The following is an 18,768-nucleotide window of genomic DNA, read 5'->3' on the forward strand; positions in this document are numbered from 1 at the left end:
AGTTCTCAAGGAACGGACGCTTCCTTTGTACTCACCCTCTCGGGCTTTCCTCCGGGCGCTTCCCTTCGGTATTTCGTGTTTCCGACTCTATCAGATCTTTCCGGCTTCCCGGTCCGTTCCGATTTCCTCGGTGCCTTTCAGGGACTCGCTTTCGCGTTTCCCTTTCCGGCGGTTCCGACTCTATCAAGTCTTTTTCGCTCCGCTGACCACGATCTTCCGTAAGCATGCGGAACCAGACCCCGCGATAGGATCTGACTTAAAAGAGGCTGCCGAGCCGAGGCGCTGATCGCGCCGCTTGGCCTTGGGCAGGAACCCGACTCTACATGGGGGTCCCGGGCTGCGCAAATCGTTTGTGCAGCGCTCCTACGTCCGCCAACCAGGACCTTCGTGCGGAACCGGGACTTCCTATGACTTACCCTTCTGAACAGTGCGTCGTCCAGGACAGGTAGTGGCGGCGGTTACGAATCTCCACCCCCTGGGAGGCTTGCCATGACTAGCGTTACGTCCCCGCTCGCTGGGCGCGCGATCGGACTCGCTGCCGTACCCGACCCCGTCTTCTCTGGCGCCATGGTCGGCCCCGGCACGGCGATCGACCCCGTACGGGAGCCCTCCGAGGCCGTCGCCCCCGTGGACGGCATCATCGTCTCGCTCCACCCCCACGCCTTCGTCGTCGTCGACGACCAGGGTCACGGCGTCCTCACCCACCTGGGCATCGACACCGTTCAGCTCAACGGCGAGGGTTTTGAACTTCTTGTCAATAAGGGTGACACGGTACAGCGCGGCCAGGCCGTCGTGCGCTGGAACCCGGCGGCGGTCGAGGCCGCCGGCAAGTCTCCGGTGTGCCCCGTCGTGGCGCTCGAGGCGACGGCCGAGTCCCTGGCCGACGTCGTCGAGGACGGCGACGTGAAGTCCGGAGACGCTCTCTTCAGCTGGAAGTGACGTCGGCGCCGTCGGGATGCGACGGCAGGCAGTACAACCACCGCGGCGGCCCGGCCCGCCGCACTATCGGAGACGGTGAGATGGAGACAACGCTGCGAGGCGTCGGCGTGAGCCACGGGGTGGCCATCGGCGAGGTTCGGCACATGGGAACGGCGGTGCTCGAACCGCCGGCCAAGCAGATCCCGGCGGACGAGGCGGAGCGCGAACAGGGGCGCGCTCGCCAGGCCGTCGAGGCTGTCGCCGCCGACCTGATGGCCCGCGGCAACCTGGCCGGTGGCGAGGCCCAGGCGGTGCTCGAGGCCCAGGCGCTGATCGCTCAGGACCCGGAGCTCATGTCCGACGTGGACCGGCGCATCGCCGTCGGCAGCTCGGCGGAGCGCGCCGTCTACGACGCCTTCTCCCACTACCGCGAGCTCCTCGCGGGCGCGGGTGAGTACATGGCCGGTCGCGTCGCGGACCTCGACGACGTGCGGAATCGTATCGTCGCCCGTCTCTTGGGCGTTCCGATGCCGGGTGTGCCGGACAGCGACGAGCCGTACGTCCTCATCGCCCGTGACCTGGCGCCCGCGGACACCGCTCTGCTCGACCCGGCCCTCGTGCTCGGCTTCGTGACCGAAGAGGGCGGGCCGACCAGCCACAGCGCGATCCTGGCGCGGGCGCTCGGCGTGCCCGCCATCGTGGCGCTGCCCGGCGCCGGTGAGCTCGCCGAGGGCACCGTGATCGCCGTGGACGGCAGCACCGGTGAGATCTTCGTGGACCCGAGCGCGGAGAAGCGGGCCGCGCTCCAGGCCGCGGCCGCCGAGCGCAAGGCCGCGCTCGCCGCGTCCACCGGTCCTGGCGCGACGTCCGACGGGCACAAGGTGCCGCTGCTCGCGAACGTCGGCGGTCCCGCCGACGTGCCCGCCGCGGTCGAGGCAGGCGCCGAGGGCGTCGGCCTGTTCCGCACCGAGTTCCTCTTCCTCGACGACAGCGCCAAGGCGCCGAGCGAGGAGAAGCAGGTCGAGGCGTACCGCAAGGTGCTCGAGGCCTTCCCCGAGGGGCGCGTCGTCGTGCGTGTCCTGGACGCGGGCGCGGACAAGCCGCTGGACTTCCTCACCCCGGCCGACGAGCCGAACCCGGCGCTCGGCGTGCGGGGCCTGCGGTCGCTGCTCGACCACCCCGAGGTGCTCCGTACGCAGCTGACCGCGCTGGCCAAGGCCGTCGAGGGGCTGCCCGTCTACCTTGAGGTCATGGCGCCGATGGTCGCCGACCGCGCCGACGCCAAGGCGTTCGCCGACGCCTGCCGCGAGGCCGGGCTCCAGGCGAAGTTCGGCGCGATGGTGGAGATCCCCTCCGCCGCGCTGCGGGCGCGCTCGATCCTCCAGGAGGTCGAGTTCCTGTCGCTCGGCACCAATGACCTGGCGCAGTACACCTTCGCCGCCGACCGGCAGGTCGGTGCCGTGTCCCGGCTGCAGGACCCGTGGCAGCCCGCGCTGCTCGACCTGGTCGCGCTGTCCGCTGAGGCGGCGAAGGCCGAGGGCAAGAGCTGTGGCGTCTGTGGTGAGGCGGCGTCCGATCCGCTGCTCGCCTGTGTGCTGACCGGTCTGGGGGTCACCTCCCTGTCGATGGGTGCCGCGTCGATTCCCTACGTGCGGGCGACGCTCGGCAAGTACACGCTGGCCCAGTGCGAGCGTGCCGCGGCCGCGGCACGGGCCGCTGACAGCGCCGAAGAGGCGCGCAAGGCCGCGCAGGCGGTGCTGTCCGGCGAGTAGCCGGACTCGTACCGACGCGGTCCTGTCCGTAGGACGGCTGTTTCCGAGGGGCGCTCCACCACTGGGTGGGGCGCCCCTCGGGCGTTCAGTGGCGGTGGGGTTCTTCCGGGCCGTCGTCGCCGAGGTCGGGTGCCGCGCTGTAGTCGACGCCCGACTCCGGGGAGATCAGGTCGCCGGAGAGGGCGTCCGTGCAGTAGGCGTCGAAGACCTCGGCGGCCGTCAGGGGGTTCAGGCGGTCCCCTGACAGGCGCCAGCCTTGGACGCGGTCGCCCGCGTCGCCGCGCGTGCGCATGACGAGGCCGCCGGGGCCGCGGGTGGCGATGCCCACGGCGAGGACCGTGGTGAACTGCAGGGCTTCCGTCTCGTCCAGGTGCGCGCTGCCGTCCGCGTTCCGGTCGGCGTGCAGCGCGGCGAGGAGTGTCTGGCCGTCACTCGGGACGCTGCACACCAGGTGGCGGGAGCCGGAGCCGGGTGTCGCCAGGACGCGCATGAGCAGGTCCGAGGCGCGGGCGAAGGCGGCCCTGCCGATGTCCACGCCGCAGTCGGCGCAGGCGCCGATGCCGGCCAGGAGCATCGTCGCGTACTCCCAGGTGGTCTGGCGGACGGTCTCGTCGACGAGGTCGGGGACGAGATCGGCCAGGGCCTGGCCGTCGTACGCGACCGTGGGACCCGCCGATGCCAGCTCCGCCGTGAAGCGGGTGCGGCTGGCGGGGGCGTCGGGGTCGAGTCCCGCGTCCGCGCAGAACTCCGCGTACTCCTCCGGGTCGAAGAGGGCGAGGCTGGTGTGTCCGCCCTGGGCTGCCAGGGATTTGAGCAGCCCCTCCACCTGCTGGAGGTAGGTGAGGTGGTCGTCGAAGGTGAAGGTGCGATAGCGGCGCATCGCCGCGAAGTCGTCCGCGTCGGCCAGCAGGCCGATGGTTCCGGCGACTTCGCGGCGCAGCGCGCGGCGCATGGTGTGGTGCTGGGTGTTCCCCATGGTTTCCCCCTGCGGTCAGTCGATCAACGCTCACCCAACGTAGCGGGAGGCACTGACAACGGCCGCCGGGCGGGGTCAGGCGCGGTCGCGGGCGAGCTGCTCGTAGAAGTGGAGGAGCTCGATGTTGTCCACGGAGCCGGGGTTGACGGCCTTGTCGAGTGGCGTGCCCTGGAGGAGTCGCTTGACCGGGACTTCGATGCGCTTGCCGGTGAGGGTGTGCGGGATGCCGGGGACCTCGATGACCTCGTCGGGGACGTGGCGGGGCGAGAGCTGTGCGCGGATGGTCGTCTTGATGCGGGTGCGCAGGCTGTCGTCGAGCGTGGCGCCGGGGGCGAGGTGGATGAACAGCGGCATCCAGTAGCCGCCGTCGGGCAGTTCGACGCCGATGACGAGGGATTCGCGGATCTCCGGGAGGCGCTCGACCGCTTCGTAGATGTCGGCGGAGCCCATGCGGACGCCCTGGCGGTTGAGCGTGGAGTCGGAGCGGCCGTGGATGACGACCGAGCCGCGTGAGGTGAGGGTGATCCAGTCGCCGTGGCGCCAGACGCCGGGGTAGGTGTCGAAGTAGCTGTCGTGGTAGCGGCTGCCGTCGGGGTCGTTCCAGAAGTGGATCGGCATGGACGGCATGGGGTTGGTGACGACGAGTTCGCCGACCTCGTCGACGAGGGGCTTGCCCTGGGGGTCCCAGGCCTGGAGGTCGGTGCCGAGGCAGGGGGCCTGGAGTTCGCCGATGTGGACGGGAAGGGTGGGTACGGCGCCGGCGAAGCAGGAGCAGACGTCGGTGCCGCCGCTGACGGACGCGATCCACACGGGTCCTGTGACCTCGGCGAAGGCGTCGTGCAGCCAGCGGAAGCCGTCAGGAGGCAGCGGTGATCCTGTGGTGGCGACGCACTTGACGCGCGAGAGGTCGAAGTCGCGCGCGGGGTGCACGTCCGCCTTGCGGCAGGCCATGACGTACGCGGCCGAGGTGCCGAAGAGCGTCGCTCCGGTGCGCTCGGCGATGCGCCACTGGGCGCCGGTGTCGGGGTGGCCGGGGCTGCCGTCGTAGAGGACGATCGTCGTCCCCGTGAGCAGGCCGGAGACGAGGAAGTTCCACATCATCCAGCCGGTCGAGGTGTACCAGAAGAACCGGTCGTCGGGTCCGAGGTCGCAGTGCAGGCCGACCTGCTTCAGGTGCTCTACGAGGATGCCGCCCTGGGACTGCACGATGGCCTTGGGCAGCCCTGTGGTGCCCGAGGAGTAGAGCACCCACAGGGGGTGGTCGAAGGCGACGGGCTCGAAGACGGGGGTGGTGTCCGCGGCGGTGAGGGCGGACCACTCCAGGGTGCCTTCTGGGGCCTTGGTGCCGAGCAGGGGGATGTGGACGACGGCGCGCAGGGTGGGCAGTTCGCGGCGCAGTTCGGCGACGGTGTCGCGGCGGTCGTGCTCCTTGCCTCCGTAGCGGTAGCCGTCGACGGTGAAGAGGACCACCGGCTCGACCTGCTGGAAGCGGTCGAGGACGCTGCGGGCGCCGAAGTCAGGTGCGCAGGACGTCCAGACGGCGCCGACGGCGGCGGTGGCCAGGAGGGCGACGACGGCCTGCGGGATGTTCGGGAGGTAGCCGCTGACGCGGTCCCCCGGGCGCACTCCCAGGGCGCGCAGTTCGGCGGCCAGGGAGCCGACCTGGCGGCGCAGCTCGGCCCAGGTGACGGGGGTGGGCTCGTGGGTCTCGTCGACGTGGAGGAGGGCGGGGGTGTCCGCGCGCGCGGGGTCCTCGCCGGCGCGCAGGGCGTGCTCGGCGTAGTTCAGGGTGGCGCCGGGGAACCATGCGGCGCCGGGCATGGAGCGGTCGCCGAGCACGCGTGTGTAGGGCGTGCTGAAGCGCACGTCGAACCACTCGGTGACGGCCTTCCAGAAGGTGTCGAGTTCGTCCACGGACCAGCGGTGCAGTGCCGCGTAGCCGCCCGTGGCGGGAGCTCCGTGGTGTGCGGCCGCCCATGCCTGGAAGCGCGTGATCTGGGCGCCGGCGATCCGCTCCTGGTCCGGCTGCCAGAGCGGCGAGGGGTTCGCTGGGGACATGCGGCTGCTCCTGGGCTCTACGCGTCGTGGGCGTCTGTCGTGCGCACGGGCTCGGTGTGCGCGTGACACGGCTGACAGGACGATCCCACGTGATCGACTCGTGCACCAGGGTGTGCCGTCACAGGGCGGTGGGTGACCTTGGGTTGTGCCCTTGGGTGAACGGCAGTTGAACGCGGTGCACCCGCTGGAGCTTCGGTGGCAGGGTGAGCGGCATGAACGGTCGTGACCTGGTGCGTTCGGTGAAGGCGGTCGGCTTGTCCGACACGGCCCAGAGGGTGCGCCGGGTGCGCTCCGCGTGGCGTCGGCGGCGGGCCGACGCGGCCGGTCTGGTGCCCCGGGGCGCCGAGCGGGCGCGGACGCCCGGTCCGGTGACGATGGTGGAGCCCGGTCCCGGCGGGGGTGTGGTGCGGTTCGCCCGGTCGGAGCTGCGGGTGCGGGTGACGGCGGGCGGGGCTGTGTTCTGGGGCTGGGACGGGGCGGAGCCGGATCCGTCGTACGCGCTGGTGGGAGGCAGCCCCGAGGCGGATCCCAGGGCCGTTCTCGAGCCCGACAAGGAGGGCGGCTGGCGGGTGGTGTCGGAGCGGGCGACGGTGGTTGTCTCGCGGCACGGCGCGGTGGAGCTGCGGACGCCCGGTGGGGTGATGCTGCGCCGCGATCTGCCGCCGCGCTGGTGGGAGCCGGTCGGGGGCGGGACGGCACGCTGGGCGCAGCGGTCGGAGGTGGCGGCGGACGCGCGGTTCTTCGGGCTCGGGGGGCGGGCGGCGGGACCGCGGCTGCGGAACGGGACGTACCGCTTGTGGAACACCGATCCTGGGGGTTCGTTCGGTCCTGGCGACGATCCGCTGTACATCACGATGCCGGTGCAGCTGGTGGTCGCGGACGTGGGGACGCACCTGGTGTTCCACGACAACAGCTGGGACGGCACGGTCACGCTGCGCGAGGGCCAGGAGGGCGCGGGTTCGGGTCATGACCGGACGGGGCTGTGCGAGGTGCGCATGGACGGCGGCCCGTTGCGGTGCTGGGTGATGGTCGGCACTCCCGCGCGCGTGCTGCACTCCTGGGTGTCGCTGACGGGTGCGCCCGCGGTGCCGCCGTCATGGGCGCTGGGGTATCACCACGCGCGGTGGGGCTTCGGGAGCGAGCGGGAGGTGCGGCGGGTCGTCGAGGGCTATCGGGAGCGGGGGCTGCCGCTGGACGCCGTGCACTTGGACATCGACCACTTCGACGCGCATCAGGTGTTCACGGTGGACGAGGAGCGCTTTCCGGGGCTGCCGCGGCTGGCGGCGGAGCTGTCGCGGGAGGGGACGCGGCTGGTGTCGATCGTGGACCCGGCGGTGAAGGCCGCGCCGGGCAACGCCGTGTTCGACAGCGGGCTTGCCGCTGACGCGTTCGTGCGGGACGCGGCGGGGCGGGTGGTGCGGGGGCTTGTGTGGCCCGGGGACGCGGTGTTCCCGGACTTCACGGCGGGGCGGGTGCGCAAGTGGTGGGGCGGCTTGTACGACGAGCGCCTGGAGCGGGGTTTCGCGGGCTTCTGGCATGACATGAACGAGCCAGTGTCCTTCGCCGCCTTCGGGGAGACGACGCTGCCGCGTTCGGCCCGGCACGCTCTGGAGGGCCGGGGCGGGGACCATCAGGAGGCGCACAACGTGTACGCCTTGGGGATGGCGCGCGCGGGGTACGAGGCGGTGCGCGAGCTGCGGCCTTCGGAGCGGCCGTTCTTGTTCTCGCGCTCCGGCTGGGCGGGGATGCAGCGCTACGGAGGGACGTGGTCGGGCGACGTGGCCACCGGTTGGCCGGGGCTGCGGGCGTCGCTGGCGCTGGTCCTGGGGCTCGGCCTGTGCGGGGTGCCGTACTCGGGCCCCGATGTCGGCGGCTTCGACGGCAGCCCCTCCCCCGAGCTGTATCTGCGGTGGTTCCAACTCGGCGCGTATCTGCCGCTGTTCCGTACGCACGCGGCCTGGGACGCCGGTCGCAGGGAGCCCTGGGAGTTTGGCCCCGAGGTGTTGGGGCACGCGCGCGTGGCGCTCGCCGAGCGCCGTCGGCTGCTGCCGTACTTCGTGACGCTGGCGCAGCTGGCGCGGCGTACGGGGGCGCCCTACGCACGCCCTCTGTGGTGGAGCTGTCCCGAGGACAGGGGGTTGCGGGACTGCGAGGACGCCTTCCTCCTGGGCGACTGTCTGCTGGTGGCGCCGGTGTTGTGGGAGGGGGCGACACGGAGGTCCGTGCGGCTGCCTCCGGGACGGTGGTACGACACCGCGACCGGGAAGGCGTACGAGGGGCCCGGGAAGGTGCTCGTGGACGCGCCGCTGTCCCGGGTGCCGGTGCTGGCCCGCGCGGGCGCGGTGCTGCCCGTGCGCGGCGAGGACGGGCGGCTCGCGCTGGAGGTGTGGGCGCCCGCCAAGGGGCGTGCCGGCGGGGGTCTTGTGGTCGCGGACGCCGATGACGGGTGGGACGAGCCGGAGCTCCAGCGCTACGGGGTGCGCTGGAGCGGGACCGAGCTGCTGGTGGAGCGGGAGGGTGAGAGGGCGGGCGCCGGGGCGCGGCTTCCGGTGCGGGTGCGGGGGCTCACGGAGTGACGCGTGGCCCTGGGGCGGCCCGCCGCGGCATCGGGTGCTTCGTGCCGGTCCGGTGGCCTTAGATGCAGCGGCCTTAGATGTAGCGGCCTTCGAACCACGCCCGCACCACTGCCGTGTGCAGCGGGAAGGCGAGTTCGGCGGGCCGGTAGAGCAGCTCCCAGCCTTCGGTCTCGTCCGTGGGCGTGGACTGCGGGAGGTCGGCCGCGGGCCGTTCGGGCAGCAGGCCGAACAGGAGCAGGTGGCCGTCAGGAGAGCTGAGGGCCTCGACCATGCGTACGTCCCGGCTCGCCACGCTGATGCCGGTCTCTTCCTTGAGCTCCCGGGCGACGGCGTGACGCCAGTCCTCCCTGTGGTCCACGTAGCCGCCGGGCAGGGCGGTGCCTCCGCGCGCGGGGGCGATGGAGCGGGTCACGACGACCAGGGCGGTGCCTGTCGTGTCGTACACCGGCTGGAGGGCGATGGCCACGGGGAGGGGGTTGCGGTAGACCACGGCCTCGCACGCGGAACAGGTGCGGGGCCAGCCTGTGACGTGGTCTCCGTAGCGCGCGCCGCAGTGTGAGCAGTGGGAGTCCGGCGCGGAGTCGGTGGGGTGCTGGGATGGGGACACGCGGCGGACTGTATCCGATCTCCGGGTGCCGGTCTTCCCTGGAGGGCCGAGATGCTGATAGACGCTCGGGCATGACTGCTTTCGCCCCCGCTCTGCGGAAACTCGCCGTCACCGCCGCCGCTTTGCTCACTCTGGCCGCCGCGCCCGCGCCCGCCGCGGCACGGTCCGAACCTCAGGCTCCGGAAGGGTTCGTGGCACTCAGAGACGTCGACCCGACGATCATCCAGGAGATGCGGTACATCACGCCGCACAACTTCGTGGGCACGCGCGTGGACGGCTATCGGCAGCCCTTGTGCATCCTCACCGATCCGGCGGCCAAAGCCCTCCGCAAGGCGCAGCGCGCACTGCTCCGGAAGGGCTACTCCCTGAAGGTGTACGACTGTTATCGGCCGCAGCGGGCGGTCGATCACTTCGTGCGCTGGGCGGAGGATCTCAAGGACGAGCGGATGAAGGCGGAGTTCTATCCCCGAGTCGACAAGTCGAGGCTCTTCGAAGACGGCTACATCGCGAAGAAGTCCGGTCACAGCCGCGGCTCGACGCTCGATGTGACGATCGTGCGGCTGCCCGCGCGGCCCACTCGGCCGTACATCCCCGGTGAGCCCTTGAAGCCGTGCTACGGGCCCCAGGCGGAGCGTTTCCCGGACAACTCCGTGGACATGGGCACGGGGTTCGACTGCTTCGACACGCTGTCGCACACGGACGACCCGCGCGTCACGGGCACCCAGCGCGCTCACCGGGACCTGTTGCGCGGCACGCTGGCCAAGGCCGGTTTCGTGAACCTGCCCGAGGAATGGTGGCACTTCACGTACAAGCCGGAGCTGTTCCCGGACACCTACTTCGACTTCCCCGTGTCGCGGCGTTCGCTGCCCCACTGACGCGCCGGCCACCTCCGTACTGACGCGGCGGCCATCCCCGTGACACACTTCTGACGTATCGTCAGATTCGTTGTCCTGGAGGGGTCGTGTCGCGAAAGCGTGCACCAGTGGTGGCGCAGTGGTTCGACGGCGAGGGGAACGCCTTCCGGCTCCTGGGGACGCGGTGCGCGCGGTGCGCCGCCGTGTACTTCCCCCGCGAGGACGACTTCTGCCGCAACCCCGGGTGCGCGGGCGACGAACTGGTCGAGGTGGCGCTGTCCCGGCGCGGGCGGGTGTGGTCGTACACCGACGGCCGCTACCGCCCGCCCGAGCCGTACGTGTCCGACCCGGAACTTCCCTGGCGGCCCTACACGTTGATCGCTGTGGAGCTCGCCGCCGAGCGCATGGTGGTGCTCGGGCAGGCGGCTCCCGGCGTGACCGTCGCCGACCTGGAGGTCGGCATGGAGGTCGAGGTCGTCCCCGGCGTGCTCCATGAGGACGCCGAGACGACGTGGACGACGTGGCACTGGCGTCCCGTGGAGGTGAGGGCGTGACGGACGAGGTGGCGGTGCTCGGCGCGGGCATGCACCCCTGGGGCAAGTGGGGTCGCTCCTTTCGCACGTACGGCACGGCGGCGGCGCGCGCGGCGCTCGCGGACGCCGGGGTCGAGTGGCGGGACGTCGGATCGATCGTCGGCGCGGACACCGTGCGCGGCGGCTATCCGGGGTATGTCGCGGGCGCGACGTTCGCGAAGGCGCTCGGCTGGCAGGGAGCGCGGGCCACGAGCGTGTACGCGGCGTGCGCGTCCGGCGCCCAGGCCATCGGCGCGGCCCGCGCGCAGCTCTTGGCGGGCCTCGCGGACGTCGTGCTCGTCGTCGGGGCCGACGCGGCCCCCAAGGGGTTCTTCCGGCCTGCGGGCGGCGACCGCCCGGACGACCCGGACTGGCTGCGCTTCCGCGTCCTCGGCGCGACGAACCCGGCGTACTTCGGGCTGTACGCCCGGCGCCGGATGGCCGTGCACGGCGACACCCTGGAGGATTTCGCCCGGGTCAAGGTGAAGAACGCCGCCCAGGGGGCGCTGAATCCCTACGCGCGCTACCGCAAGGCCGTCACCGGCGAGGAGGTCGCCGCGTCCGCCGTCGTCGCCGACCCGCTGCGGCTGCTCGACATCTGCGCGACCTCGGACGGCGCGGCCGCGCTCGTCCTGTCCACCCTGGAGTTCGCCCGCCGCCACGGCGCCCGGGACCCGGTGCGCATCCGCGCCGTGTCCACGGTCACGCCGACGTATCCGAACACGGTCCTGGACCTCCCGGACATCGCCACCGACTCCGCCACCGCCGCACCACCCCCCGAGCGCACCTTCCGGGCGTCCATCGCGCACACGGCCTACGAGGAGGCGGGCATCGGCCCGGAAGACCTCTCCCTGGCCGAGGTGTACGACCTGTCGACGGCCCTGGAGCTCCAGTGGTACGAGGACCTGGGACTCTGCGCCGAGGGCGAAGGCGCCAAGCTGCTCCAGGAGGGAGCGACGGCCGTCGGCGGGCGCATACCGGTGAACACCAGTGGCGGGCTCGCCTCCTTCGGAGAGGCCGTACCGGCCCAGGCCCTTGCCCAAGTCTGTGAGCTCACCTGGCAGTTGCGGGGCACGGCGGGCGGGCGGCAGGTCGAGGGGGCCCGGGTGGGCATCACCGCGAACCAGGGGCTTTTCGGCCACGGCTCCTCGGTGATCGCCGTGCGCTGACGGCGGCACACGGCGCTCCGCCGGGCCGTCCGGGGGCGGGCCGCCTCGGAAGGCGACGCGCCGGTTAACCAGTGACGTCGGCGACCTTGACGCTCCATCACCTCCGGTGAACACTTCCCGGTGTCAGTCGGCATCGCCGTTCTCCGGCTCCTTGCCGTTCAGGGCCCGCGCATTCCCAGGCTCCTTCCCAAAGGGCCTGGCCAGCGGGTCATCCCCCCAGGGGCGATGCGACTGTGACGGCACGCTCGCCACCGGGCCGAAACGGGGCGCGGGAGCCCCCTGCCCGCGATGGACGCGGCCGTCCGTGACCGGGCAGCAGTCGTGGGAAACACACCCTGCACGGAGTTCCGGGGCCCGTAGCCCCGGGCGAGGGCCTAGGAGCCGCCATGCACTCAAATGGGGACATCTTCGTCGGTGAGATCATCGGCACCGCCATTCTGATTCTCTTCGGGGCCGGCGTGTGTGCCGCCGTCACCCTCAACCACTCGAAGGCCAAGGCCTCCGGATGGATCGTCATCGCCTTCGGCTGGGGCTTCGGTGTGCTCGCGGGGGCCTACACCGCGGCGCCGCTGTCCGGCGGGCACCTCAACCCCGCCGTCACCCTCGGCATCGCCATCGACACCGACGAGTGGGACAAGGTCTGGATCTACCTGGCGGGACAGATGGTCGGCGCGATGCTCGGCGCCGCCCTCGCCTACCTCGCGTATCTGGCGCAGTTCAACGCCAATGTGCCGCAGGGCGGCAAGGGTGCCACGGCGGGGGCGGAGGGCCCCACGCCGACCCTCGGCATCTTCTCCACCATCCCGGAGATCCGGAACCCGGTCGCCAACCTCATCACCGAGGTCATCGGCACCATCGGCCTGGTCCTGCCCATCCTCGCCTTCGGGCTCACCAAGGGGCTCGGCGAGTCCGGCACCCAGACCCTGATCGTCGCCTTCCTAGTCGTCGGCATCGGGCTCTCGCTCGGCGGCCCCACCGGCTACGCCATCAACCCGGCCCGCGACCTCGGTCCGCGCATCGTGCACCACTTCCTGCCGATCCCCAACAAGGGCACGTCCGACTGGAGCTACGCCTGGATTCCGGTGGCCGGACCGCTGATCGGCGGCGCCCTCGCGGGCCTCATCTACAACGCAGCCTTCTGAGCGGCGGCCCGGGGGACACACCGGCGCTCCGGGCCGCCTCCGACGCCCCCCGAGCAGCCTTCCGACAAGGAGGAGCCATGACGGAAAGCTCCGAGAAATTCGTCGCCGCGATCGACCAGGGCACCACCTCGAGCCGCTGCATCATCTTCGACCACGGCGGTGCCATCGTCGCCGTGGACCAGCGCGAGCACCGCCAGATCTTTCCCAAGCCAGGCTGGGTGGAGCACGACGCCACCGAGATCTGGTCGAAGGTGCAGGCCGTGGTGGCGGGCGCGCTCGCCAAGGCCGGCCTGCGTGCGGACCAGCTCAGCGCGCTCGGCATCACCAACCAGCGCGAGACGACCGTCCTGTGGGACCGCTCGACCGGCAAGCCGGTGCACAACGCCGTCGTCTGGCAGGACACGCGCACCTCGGCCCTGTGCAACGAACTGGGCGGGACGGACGGCCAGGACCGCTTCCGCGAGCAGACGGGACTGCCCCTGGCGAGCTACTTCTCCGGGCCGAAGGCGGCCTGGCTGCTCGACAACGTCCCCGGTCTGAGGGCGCGGGCCGAGCGCGGCGACATCGCCTTCGGCACCATCGACTCCTGGCTCATCTGGAACCTCACCGGCGGCACCGACGGCGGCATCCACGTCACGGACGTCACCAACGCCGGACGCACCATGCTGATGAACCTGGAGACCCTCCAGTGGGACTCCTCGATCCTGTCGGCCATGAACGTGCCCGAGGCGGTCCTGCCGGAGATCAGGTCGTCGGCCGAGGTGTACGGAACGGCCGTCGGGCAGCTCTCCGGCGTGCCCGTCGCCGCCGCCCTGGGTGACCAGCAGGCCGCCGTCTTCGGGCAGGCCTGCTACGACACCGGGACGGCCAAGAACACGTACGGGACGGGCAGCTTCCTGCTGCTCAACACCGGCAACAGGCCCGTGCCCTCGAAGAGCGGGCTCCTGACGACGATGGGCTACAAGATCGGCGGTGAGGCGCCCGTCTACTGCCTGGAGGGGTCCATCGCGATCACCGGTGCGCTCGTGCAGTGGTTCCGCGACCAGCTCGGCATCATCCGCTCGGCCGACGAGATCGAGACGCTCGCGGCGAGCGTGGACGACAACGGCGGCGCGTACATCGTGCCCGCGTTCTCCGGCCTGTTCGCGCCCTACTGGCGTTCCGACGCGCGCGGGGTCGTCACGGGCCTCACGCGGTACGTCACCAAGGCGCACCTGGCGCGCGCGGTCCTGGAGGCGACGAGCTGGCAGACCCGTGAGGTCGTCGACGCCATGTACCAGGACTCCGGCGTACGGATCAGCACCCTGAAGGTCGACGGCGGCATGACGAAGAACAACCTCCTGATGCAGCACCAGGCGGACGTGCTCGGCGTGCCCGTGATCCGCCCGCGGATCGCCGAGACGACGTGCCTGGGCGCCGCGTACGCCGCCGGGCTCGCCACGGGCGTGTGGCACGACCTGGACGAGCTGAAGGCGCACTGGCAGCGCGACGTGGAGTGGACACCGCGGATGGAGGCCCCGGAGCGCGAGCGGGAGTACCAGAACTGGCGCAAGGCGGTGGAGCGCAGCTTCGGCTGGCACGACGACGGCGCCGGTGCGGACGGCGAGGGCTGAGCCGCCGCACGAAGGGCACGCGCGCGTGGCGGGCCGTCGAGCCGCACGCGCGCGCGTGGCAGCGGCTCGTACCCCGGTCGGCGGGGGTACGGGCCGCACCCGCGCACCCCGGTCCGTGGGCCCACGCGCGCGGGCGGGGCTTAGGTGGCGACCGGTTCGCGGGCGGTGGCGCCGATCGCCATGGCGTGCTCCACGACGTCGATCAGGACCTCCTTGACGGACTCCTTCTCGCGCGCGTCGCACAGGACCACGGGCGTGCCCGGGTCGAGGTCGAGCGCCTGGCGCACCTCGTCGGCCGGGTAACGGTTCGCGCCCTCGAAGCAGTTGACACCGACGACGAAGGGTATGGAGCGGCGCTCGAAGTAGTCGACGGCGGCGAAGCAGTCCTCCAGGCGGCGCGTGTCGGCGAGCACGACGGCGCCGAGCGCGCCGGTGGCGAGCTCGTCCCACAGGAACCAGAAGCGGTCCTGTCCGGGGGTGCCGAACAGATACAGGACCAGGTCCTCGCGGAGGGTGATCCGGCCGAAGTCCATGGCGACGGTGGTGGTGTGCTTGCCGGGGACGCCGTTGACGTCGTCGACGGGGCGGCCCGCCTCGCTGAGCGTCTCCTCCGTGCGCAGCGGTTTGATCTCGCTGACCGCGCCGACGAGGGTCGTTTTGCCCACGCCGAAGCCGCCCGCCACCAGGATCTTCAGCGTGACCGGCTCGACGGGGGCCGTGCCGCGCTCAGAACGCTTGAAGATCATTGTTCTCTTCTCCTGCATCAGTCATCGACGGTGTCGCGTGCGTCAGTCGGGTCGGGTGGGGCGGAGTGCGCCGGGAGCGCCGACGCGGGCGGCGGGCCGTAACCGCCGCCTCCGGGGGTCTCGATCACGAGGACGTCGCCGGGGCCCGCGTCCACGGTGTCGCTGCCTTCGAGTCGTACGACGGAGCCGTCGGCGCGCTCCAGGCGGCCCGAGCCGAGCGCGCCCGGCCCGCCGCCCGCCATGCCGTAGGGCGCCACCCTGCGGTGCTGGGACAGCGTGGAGACCGTCATGGGCTCCTGGAAGCGGATGCGGCGCACGGCTCCGTCTCCGCCGCGCCAGCGGCCCTCGCCGCCGCTGCCGGACCGGATCGCGAACTCTTCGAGCCGGACGGGCAGTCGCCACTCCAGGACTTCGGGGTCGGTCAGGCGCGAGTTGGTCATGTGGGTCTGCACGACGGACGCGCCCGGGAAGCCGTCGCCCGCTCCGGAGCCGGAGGCCACGGTCTCGTAGTACTGGTGGCGGTCGTTGCCGAAGGTGACGTTGTTCATGGTGCCGGAGCCCTCGGCCTGGACGCCGAGGGCCGCGTACAGCGCCCCCGTGATGGCCTGCGAGGTCTCCACGTTGCCCGCGACGACGGCCGCGGGTGGCTCGGGCGACAGGAACGTTCCGGGCGGCACGATGATGCGCAAGGGGCGCAGGCACCCGTCGTTGAGGGGGATGTCGTCGGCGACCAGGGTGCGGAAGACGTACAGGACGGCGGCGTTGACCACGGCGAACGGCGCGTTGAAGTTGGTGGTCAGCTGGGGCGAGGTGCCGGTGAAGTCGAGGGTGGCCGAACGCTGCTCGCGGTCGACCAGGACGCGGACGCGGATGACGGCGCCGGAGTCGGTTGGGTAAGTGAACTCGCCCTCTTCTAGGGCGTCGATAACGCGTCGTACCGCGTCTTCGGCATTGTCCTGGACGTGGCGCATGTAGGCCTGGACGACGTCGAGCCCGAACGTGTCGATCATGCGGGTGACCTCGTCGACGCCCTTCTGGTTGGCGGCGATCTGGGCGCGCAGGTCGGCGAGGTTGGTGGCGGGGTTGCGCGAGGGGTGGCGGGCTTCGGTGAGCAGGCGCAGCGTCTCGGCCTCGCGGAGGCGGCCGTCCTCGACCAGGAGCCAGTTGTCGAAGAGGATGCCCTCTTCGTCGATGGTCCTGCTGTGCGCGGGCATGGAGCCGGGGGCGATGCCGCCGATCTCGGCGTGGTGGCCGCGTGAGGCCACGTAGAACAGGATCCGCTCCCCCGGGGTGTCGAAGACGGGGGTGATGACGGTGACGTCGGGGAGGTGGGTGCCGCCGTGGTACGGGTCGTTGACCGCGTAGGTGTCGCCGGGCCGCATGGTGGTGCCCCGGCGGCGGATGACCTCCTTGACGCTGGTCCCCATGGACCCCAGGTGGACGGGGATGTGGGGGGCGTTGGCGACGAGGCTGCCGTCCGGGTCGAACAGGGCGCAGGAGAAGTCGAGCCTCTCCTTGATGTTGACCGACTGGGAGGTGGACTCCAGGCGGGCGCCCATCTGTTCGGCGATGGACATGAAGAGGTTGTTGAAGACTTCGAGGAGGACCGGGTCGGCCTCGGTGCCGGCGCGGGAACTCGCGAGCCGCGCGGCCCGTTCCATGATCAGGTGTCCGTCGTCGGTCGTCGCGGCGCGCCAGCCGTCGTCGACGACGGTGGTGGCGCTGTCCTCGGTGATGATCGCCGGTCCGGTGACGGTCCGGCCGGGCGGCAGCTCCTCGCGGCGGTGCAGGGGGACCTCGCGCCAGGAGCCACCGGTGTGCAGGCGCGCGGTGCGGGGCGTGCCGGAGTTCGCGGCGCCCGGGCGCGTGGCGCCGCCGAGCCCGGAGAGGTCAGGGGGTTCGGTGAGGCCGGTGGCCTCCACGGAGAGGGCTTCGACGACGACGGGGCGGTCCAGGGTGAAGGAGTAGGTGGCGCGGTGGCGTTCCTCGAAGGCGCGGGTCATGGAGTCCGGCTCCGTGAGTGCGACGGTGAGCGTCGTATCGGTGCCGTCATAGCGCAGGTGGGCGCGGCGCGTGACGCGGACGCGGTCGTCGGGCACGTCCTCCGCGCGCAGTTCGGCGCGGGCCGCCGCCTCGAGGTCGTCGGCGGTCTTGTGGACGTGGGGCATCGCGGAGGCCTCCAGGGGCGCCTCCACGGACTGTTCGCGCATCGCCGTGGTGTCGGCGAGGCCGATGCCGAGGGCGGACAGGACGCCCGCCATGGGGGGTACGAGCACGGTGCGGATGCCGAGCGAGTCGGCGACCATGCACGCGTGCTGGCCGCCCGCGCCGCCGAACGTCGTCAGGGTGTAGCGCGTGACGTCGTGGCCCTTCTGGACGGAGATCCGCTTGACGGCGGCGGCGATGTTGGCGACGGCGATCCGGAGGTAGCCCTCCGCGACCTGCTCCGGGGTGCGGTCGTCGCCCGTGCTTTCGGTGATCTCGCGCGCGAGGGCGGCGAACCGCTCGCGGACGAGTGCCTCGTCGAGCCGCTGGTCGCCGTCGGCGCCGAATACCGCGGGGAAGTGGGCCGCCTGGACGCGGCCGAGGGCGACGTTGGCGTCGGTGACGGTCAGGGGGCCGCCGCCCCGGTAGCAGGCCGGGCCGGGGTCGGCGCCCGCCGAGTCCGGCCCCACGCGGTAGCGGCTGCCGTCGAAGTGCAGCACGGAGCCGCCGCCCGCGGCCACGGTGTGGATGTCGAGCATGGGCGCGCGCAGCCGCACGCCCGCGATCCGCGTGGTGAGGACGCGCTCGTACTCCCCCGCGTAGTGCGACACGTCCGTCGACGTGCCGCCCATGTCGAAGCCGATGACGCGGTCGAACCCGGCGAGCGCGGACATCCGGGCCATGCCCACGATGCCGCCCGCGGGTCCGGAAAGGACGGCGTCCTTGCCGCGGAACTGTCCCGCCGCGGCGAGGCCGCCGTTGGACTGCATGAACATCAGGCGCACGCCGCGCAGTTCCTCGGCCACCCGCTGGACGTACCGGCGCAGGACGGGCGAGAGATAGGCGTCGACGACGGTGGTGTCCCCGCGCGGGACGAGCTTCATCAGGGGGCTGACCTCGCTGGACAGCGAGATCTGCGGGAAGCCGATGGAGCGGGCGAGGTCTCCGACGGCCTGTTCGTGGGCGGGGTACAGATGGCTGTGCAGGCACACGACGGCGACGGCGCGGATGCCGTCTTCGTAGGCCTGTCGCAGGGGTCCGGCGAGCTGGTCCAGGTCGGGTGCGCGCAGGACCTCGCCGTCGGCGGCCACGCGTTCGTCGACCTCGAGCACGCGCGCGGCGAGCTCCTCGGGCAGCACGATCTCGCGCGCGAAGATCTGGGGGCGGTTCTGGTAGGCGATCCGCAGGGCGTCGCGGAAGCCGCGGGTGATGACGAGGGCGGTGGGCTCGCCCCGGCGCTCCAGGAGGGCGTTGGTGGCGACGGTGGTGCCCATGCGGACGGCGTCGATAGACACGGTGTCGATGGGCACGGCACTGTGGTCGCGGGCCGCCCGGAGGACCGCGCTCGGGTCGGTGGCGGCCGCGGCTTCCCCGGGCTCCGCGGTCGAGGCGCCCGCCTCGGTGAGGAGGTGGGCGATGCCCGCGACGGCCGCGTCCGCGTAGCGCGCGGGGTTGTCGGACAGGAGCTTGTGGGTGAGGAGGCGGCCGTCCGGGCGGCGCGCGACGACGTCCGTGAACGTGCCGCCCCTGTCGACCCAGAACTGCCAGCCTGTCACGTCT

General features: G+C 71.9%; 13 protein-coding genes. 8 read left to right on the top strand and 5 right to left on the bottom strand.

Features of this window, described 5'->3' with window-relative positions:
- The first annotated feature begins 489 nt into the window (after positions 1-489).
- Both AC07A4_RS23240 and ptsP read left to right on the top strand, forming a co-directional pair.
- Positions 490-939, top strand: coding sequence for a PTS sugar transporter subunit IIA (locus tag AC07A4_RS23240; RefSeq protein WP_478601720.1), 450 nt, complete (start codon positions 490-492; stop codon positions 937-939).
- Positions 940-1,019: 80 nt separating this feature from the next.
- Complete coding sequence (gene ptsP, locus AC07A4_RS23245) at positions 1,020-2,690, top strand: phosphoenolpyruvate--protein phosphotransferase (RefSeq protein WP_478601722.1); 1,671 nt, start codon at positions 1,020-1,022, stop codon at positions 2,688-2,690.
- Between the two features lie 85 nt (positions 2,691-2,775).
- On the opposite strand, the gene AC07A4_RS23250 is transcribed toward ptsP, so the two are convergent.
- Together AC07A4_RS23250 and AC07A4_RS23255 are read right to left on the bottom strand one after the other, a co-directional pair.
- Entirely contained in the window at positions 2,776-3,666 is an 891-nt protein-coding gene (locus AC07A4_RS23250) for a hypothetical protein (RefSeq protein WP_478601724.1), read from the bottom strand.
- Between the two features lie 75 nt (positions 3,667-3,741).
- Positions 3,742-5,724 (bottom strand): acetoacetate--CoA ligase, encoded by a 1,983-nt coding sequence (locus AC07A4_RS23255; RefSeq protein ID WP_478601726.1) that lies wholly within the window; start codon positions 5,722-5,724, stop codon positions 3,742-3,744.
- A gap of 212 nt (positions 5,725-5,936) precedes the next feature.
- Between AC07A4_RS23255 and AC07A4_RS23260 the strand changes: the two genes are divergently transcribed.
- On the top strand, positions 5,937-8,300 hold the full coding sequence (locus AC07A4_RS23260; RefSeq protein ID WP_478601728.1) for a glycoside hydrolase family 31 protein: 2,364 nt from the start codon (positions 5,937-5,939) through the stop codon (positions 8,298-8,300).
- A gap of 73 nt (positions 8,301-8,373) precedes the next feature.
- Here AC07A4_RS23260 and AC07A4_RS23265 read toward each other — a convergent pair whose 3' ends face one another.
- Positions 8,374-8,907, bottom strand: coding sequence for an NUDIX domain-containing protein (locus AC07A4_RS23265; RefSeq protein ID WP_478601730.1), 534 nt, complete (start codon positions 8,905-8,907; stop codon positions 8,374-8,376).
- Between the two features lie 71 nt (positions 8,908-8,978).
- Here AC07A4_RS23265 and AC07A4_RS23270 point away from each other — a divergent pair, with 71 nt between their 5' ends.
- The 5 genes from AC07A4_RS23270 to glpK all read left to right on the top strand — a co-directional run bounded on the left by AC07A4_RS23270 (position 8,979) and on the right by glpK (position 14,257).
- Positions 8,979-9,782, top strand: a complete 804-nt coding sequence (locus AC07A4_RS23270; protein WP_478601732.1) for a M15 family metallopeptidase — start codon at positions 8,979-8,981, stop codon at positions 9,780-9,782.
- A 107-nt stretch (positions 9,783-9,889) separates the two neighbouring features.
- Positions 9,890-10,315 (top strand): Zn-ribbon domain-containing OB-fold protein, encoded by a 426-nt coding sequence (locus AC07A4_RS23275; protein ID WP_478602432.1) that lies wholly within the window; start codon positions 9,890-9,892, stop codon positions 10,313-10,315.
- Positions 10,312-11,502 carry a lipid-transfer protein gene (locus AC07A4_RS23280; RefSeq protein ID WP_478601734.1) on the top strand — a complete coding sequence of 397 codons (1,191 nt, stop codon included), beginning with the start codon at positions 10,312-10,314 and terminating at the stop codon, positions 11,500-11,502. Before AC07A4_RS23275 ends, AC07A4_RS23280 begins: the two co-directional genes overlap by 4 nt.
- 386 nt (positions 11,503-11,888) lie before the next feature.
- Positions 11,889-12,644 (top strand): MIP/aquaporin family protein, encoded by a 756-nt coding sequence (locus AC07A4_RS23285; RefSeq protein WP_478601736.1) that lies wholly within the window; start codon positions 11,889-11,891, stop codon positions 12,642-12,644.
- A gap of 77 nt (positions 12,645-12,721) precedes the next feature.
- Entirely contained in the window at positions 12,722-14,257 is a 1,536-nt protein-coding gene (gene glpK / locus AC07A4_RS23290) for a glycerol kinase GlpK (RefSeq protein WP_478601738.1), read from the top strand.
- 140 nt (positions 14,258-14,397) lie between these two features.
- On the opposite strand, the gene AC07A4_RS23295 is transcribed toward glpK, so the two are convergent.
- Both AC07A4_RS23295 and AC07A4_RS23300 read right to left on the bottom strand, forming a co-directional pair.
- Positions 14,398-15,003: a GTP-binding protein gene (locus AC07A4_RS23295; protein ID WP_478601740.1), complete on the bottom strand. Its 606-nt coding sequence runs from the start codon at positions 15,001-15,003 to the stop codon at positions 14,398-14,400.
- Positions 15,004-15,020: 17 nt separating this feature from the next.
- Positions 15,021-18,764: a hydantoinase B/oxoprolinase family protein gene (locus AC07A4_RS23300; protein ID WP_478601742.1), complete on the bottom strand. Its 3,744-nt coding sequence runs from the start codon at positions 18,762-18,764 to the stop codon at positions 15,021-15,023.
- Positions 18,765-18,768 lie beyond the last annotated feature (4 nt).

It is taken from the genome of Streptomyces sp. NPDC043996 (assembly GCF_056435225.1).

What these genes read in the sequence shown, in the direction of transcription:
- AC07A4_RS23240 (WP_478601720.1), top strand. Translation starts at nt 490, where the DNA reads ATGACTAGCGTTACGTCCCCGCTCGCTGGGCGCGCGATCGGACTCGCT.
- ptsP (WP_478601722.1), top strand. Translation starts at nt 1,020, where the DNA reads ATGGAGACAACGCTGCGAGGCGTCGGCGTGAGCCACGGGGTGGCCATC.
- AC07A4_RS23250 (WP_478601724.1), bottom strand. Translation starts at nt 3,666, where the DNA reads ATGGGGAACACCCAGCACCACACCATGCGCCGCGCGCTGCGCCGCGAA.
- AC07A4_RS23255 (WP_478601726.1), bottom strand. Translation starts at nt 5,724, where the DNA reads ATGTCCCCAGCGAACCCCTCGCCGCTCTGGCAGCCGGACCAGGAGCGG.
- AC07A4_RS23260 (WP_478601728.1), top strand. Translation starts at nt 5,937, where the DNA reads ATGAACGGTCGTGACCTGGTGCGTTCGGTGAAGGCGGTCGGCTTGTCC.
- AC07A4_RS23270 (WP_478601732.1), top strand. Translation starts at nt 8,979, where the DNA reads ATGACTGCTTTCGCCCCCGCTCTGCGGAAACTCGCCGTCACCGCCGCC.
- AC07A4_RS23285 (WP_478601736.1), top strand. Translation starts at nt 11,889, where the DNA reads ATGCACTCAAATGGGGACATCTTCGTCGGTGAGATCATCGGCACCGCC.
- glpK (WP_478601738.1), top strand. Translation starts at nt 12,722, where the DNA reads ATGACGGAAAGCTCCGAGAAATTCGTCGCCGCGATCGACCAGGGCACC.
- AC07A4_RS23295 (WP_478601740.1), bottom strand. Translation starts at nt 15,003, where the DNA reads ATGATCTTCAAGCGTTCTGAGCGCGGCACGGCCCCCGTCGAGCCGGTC.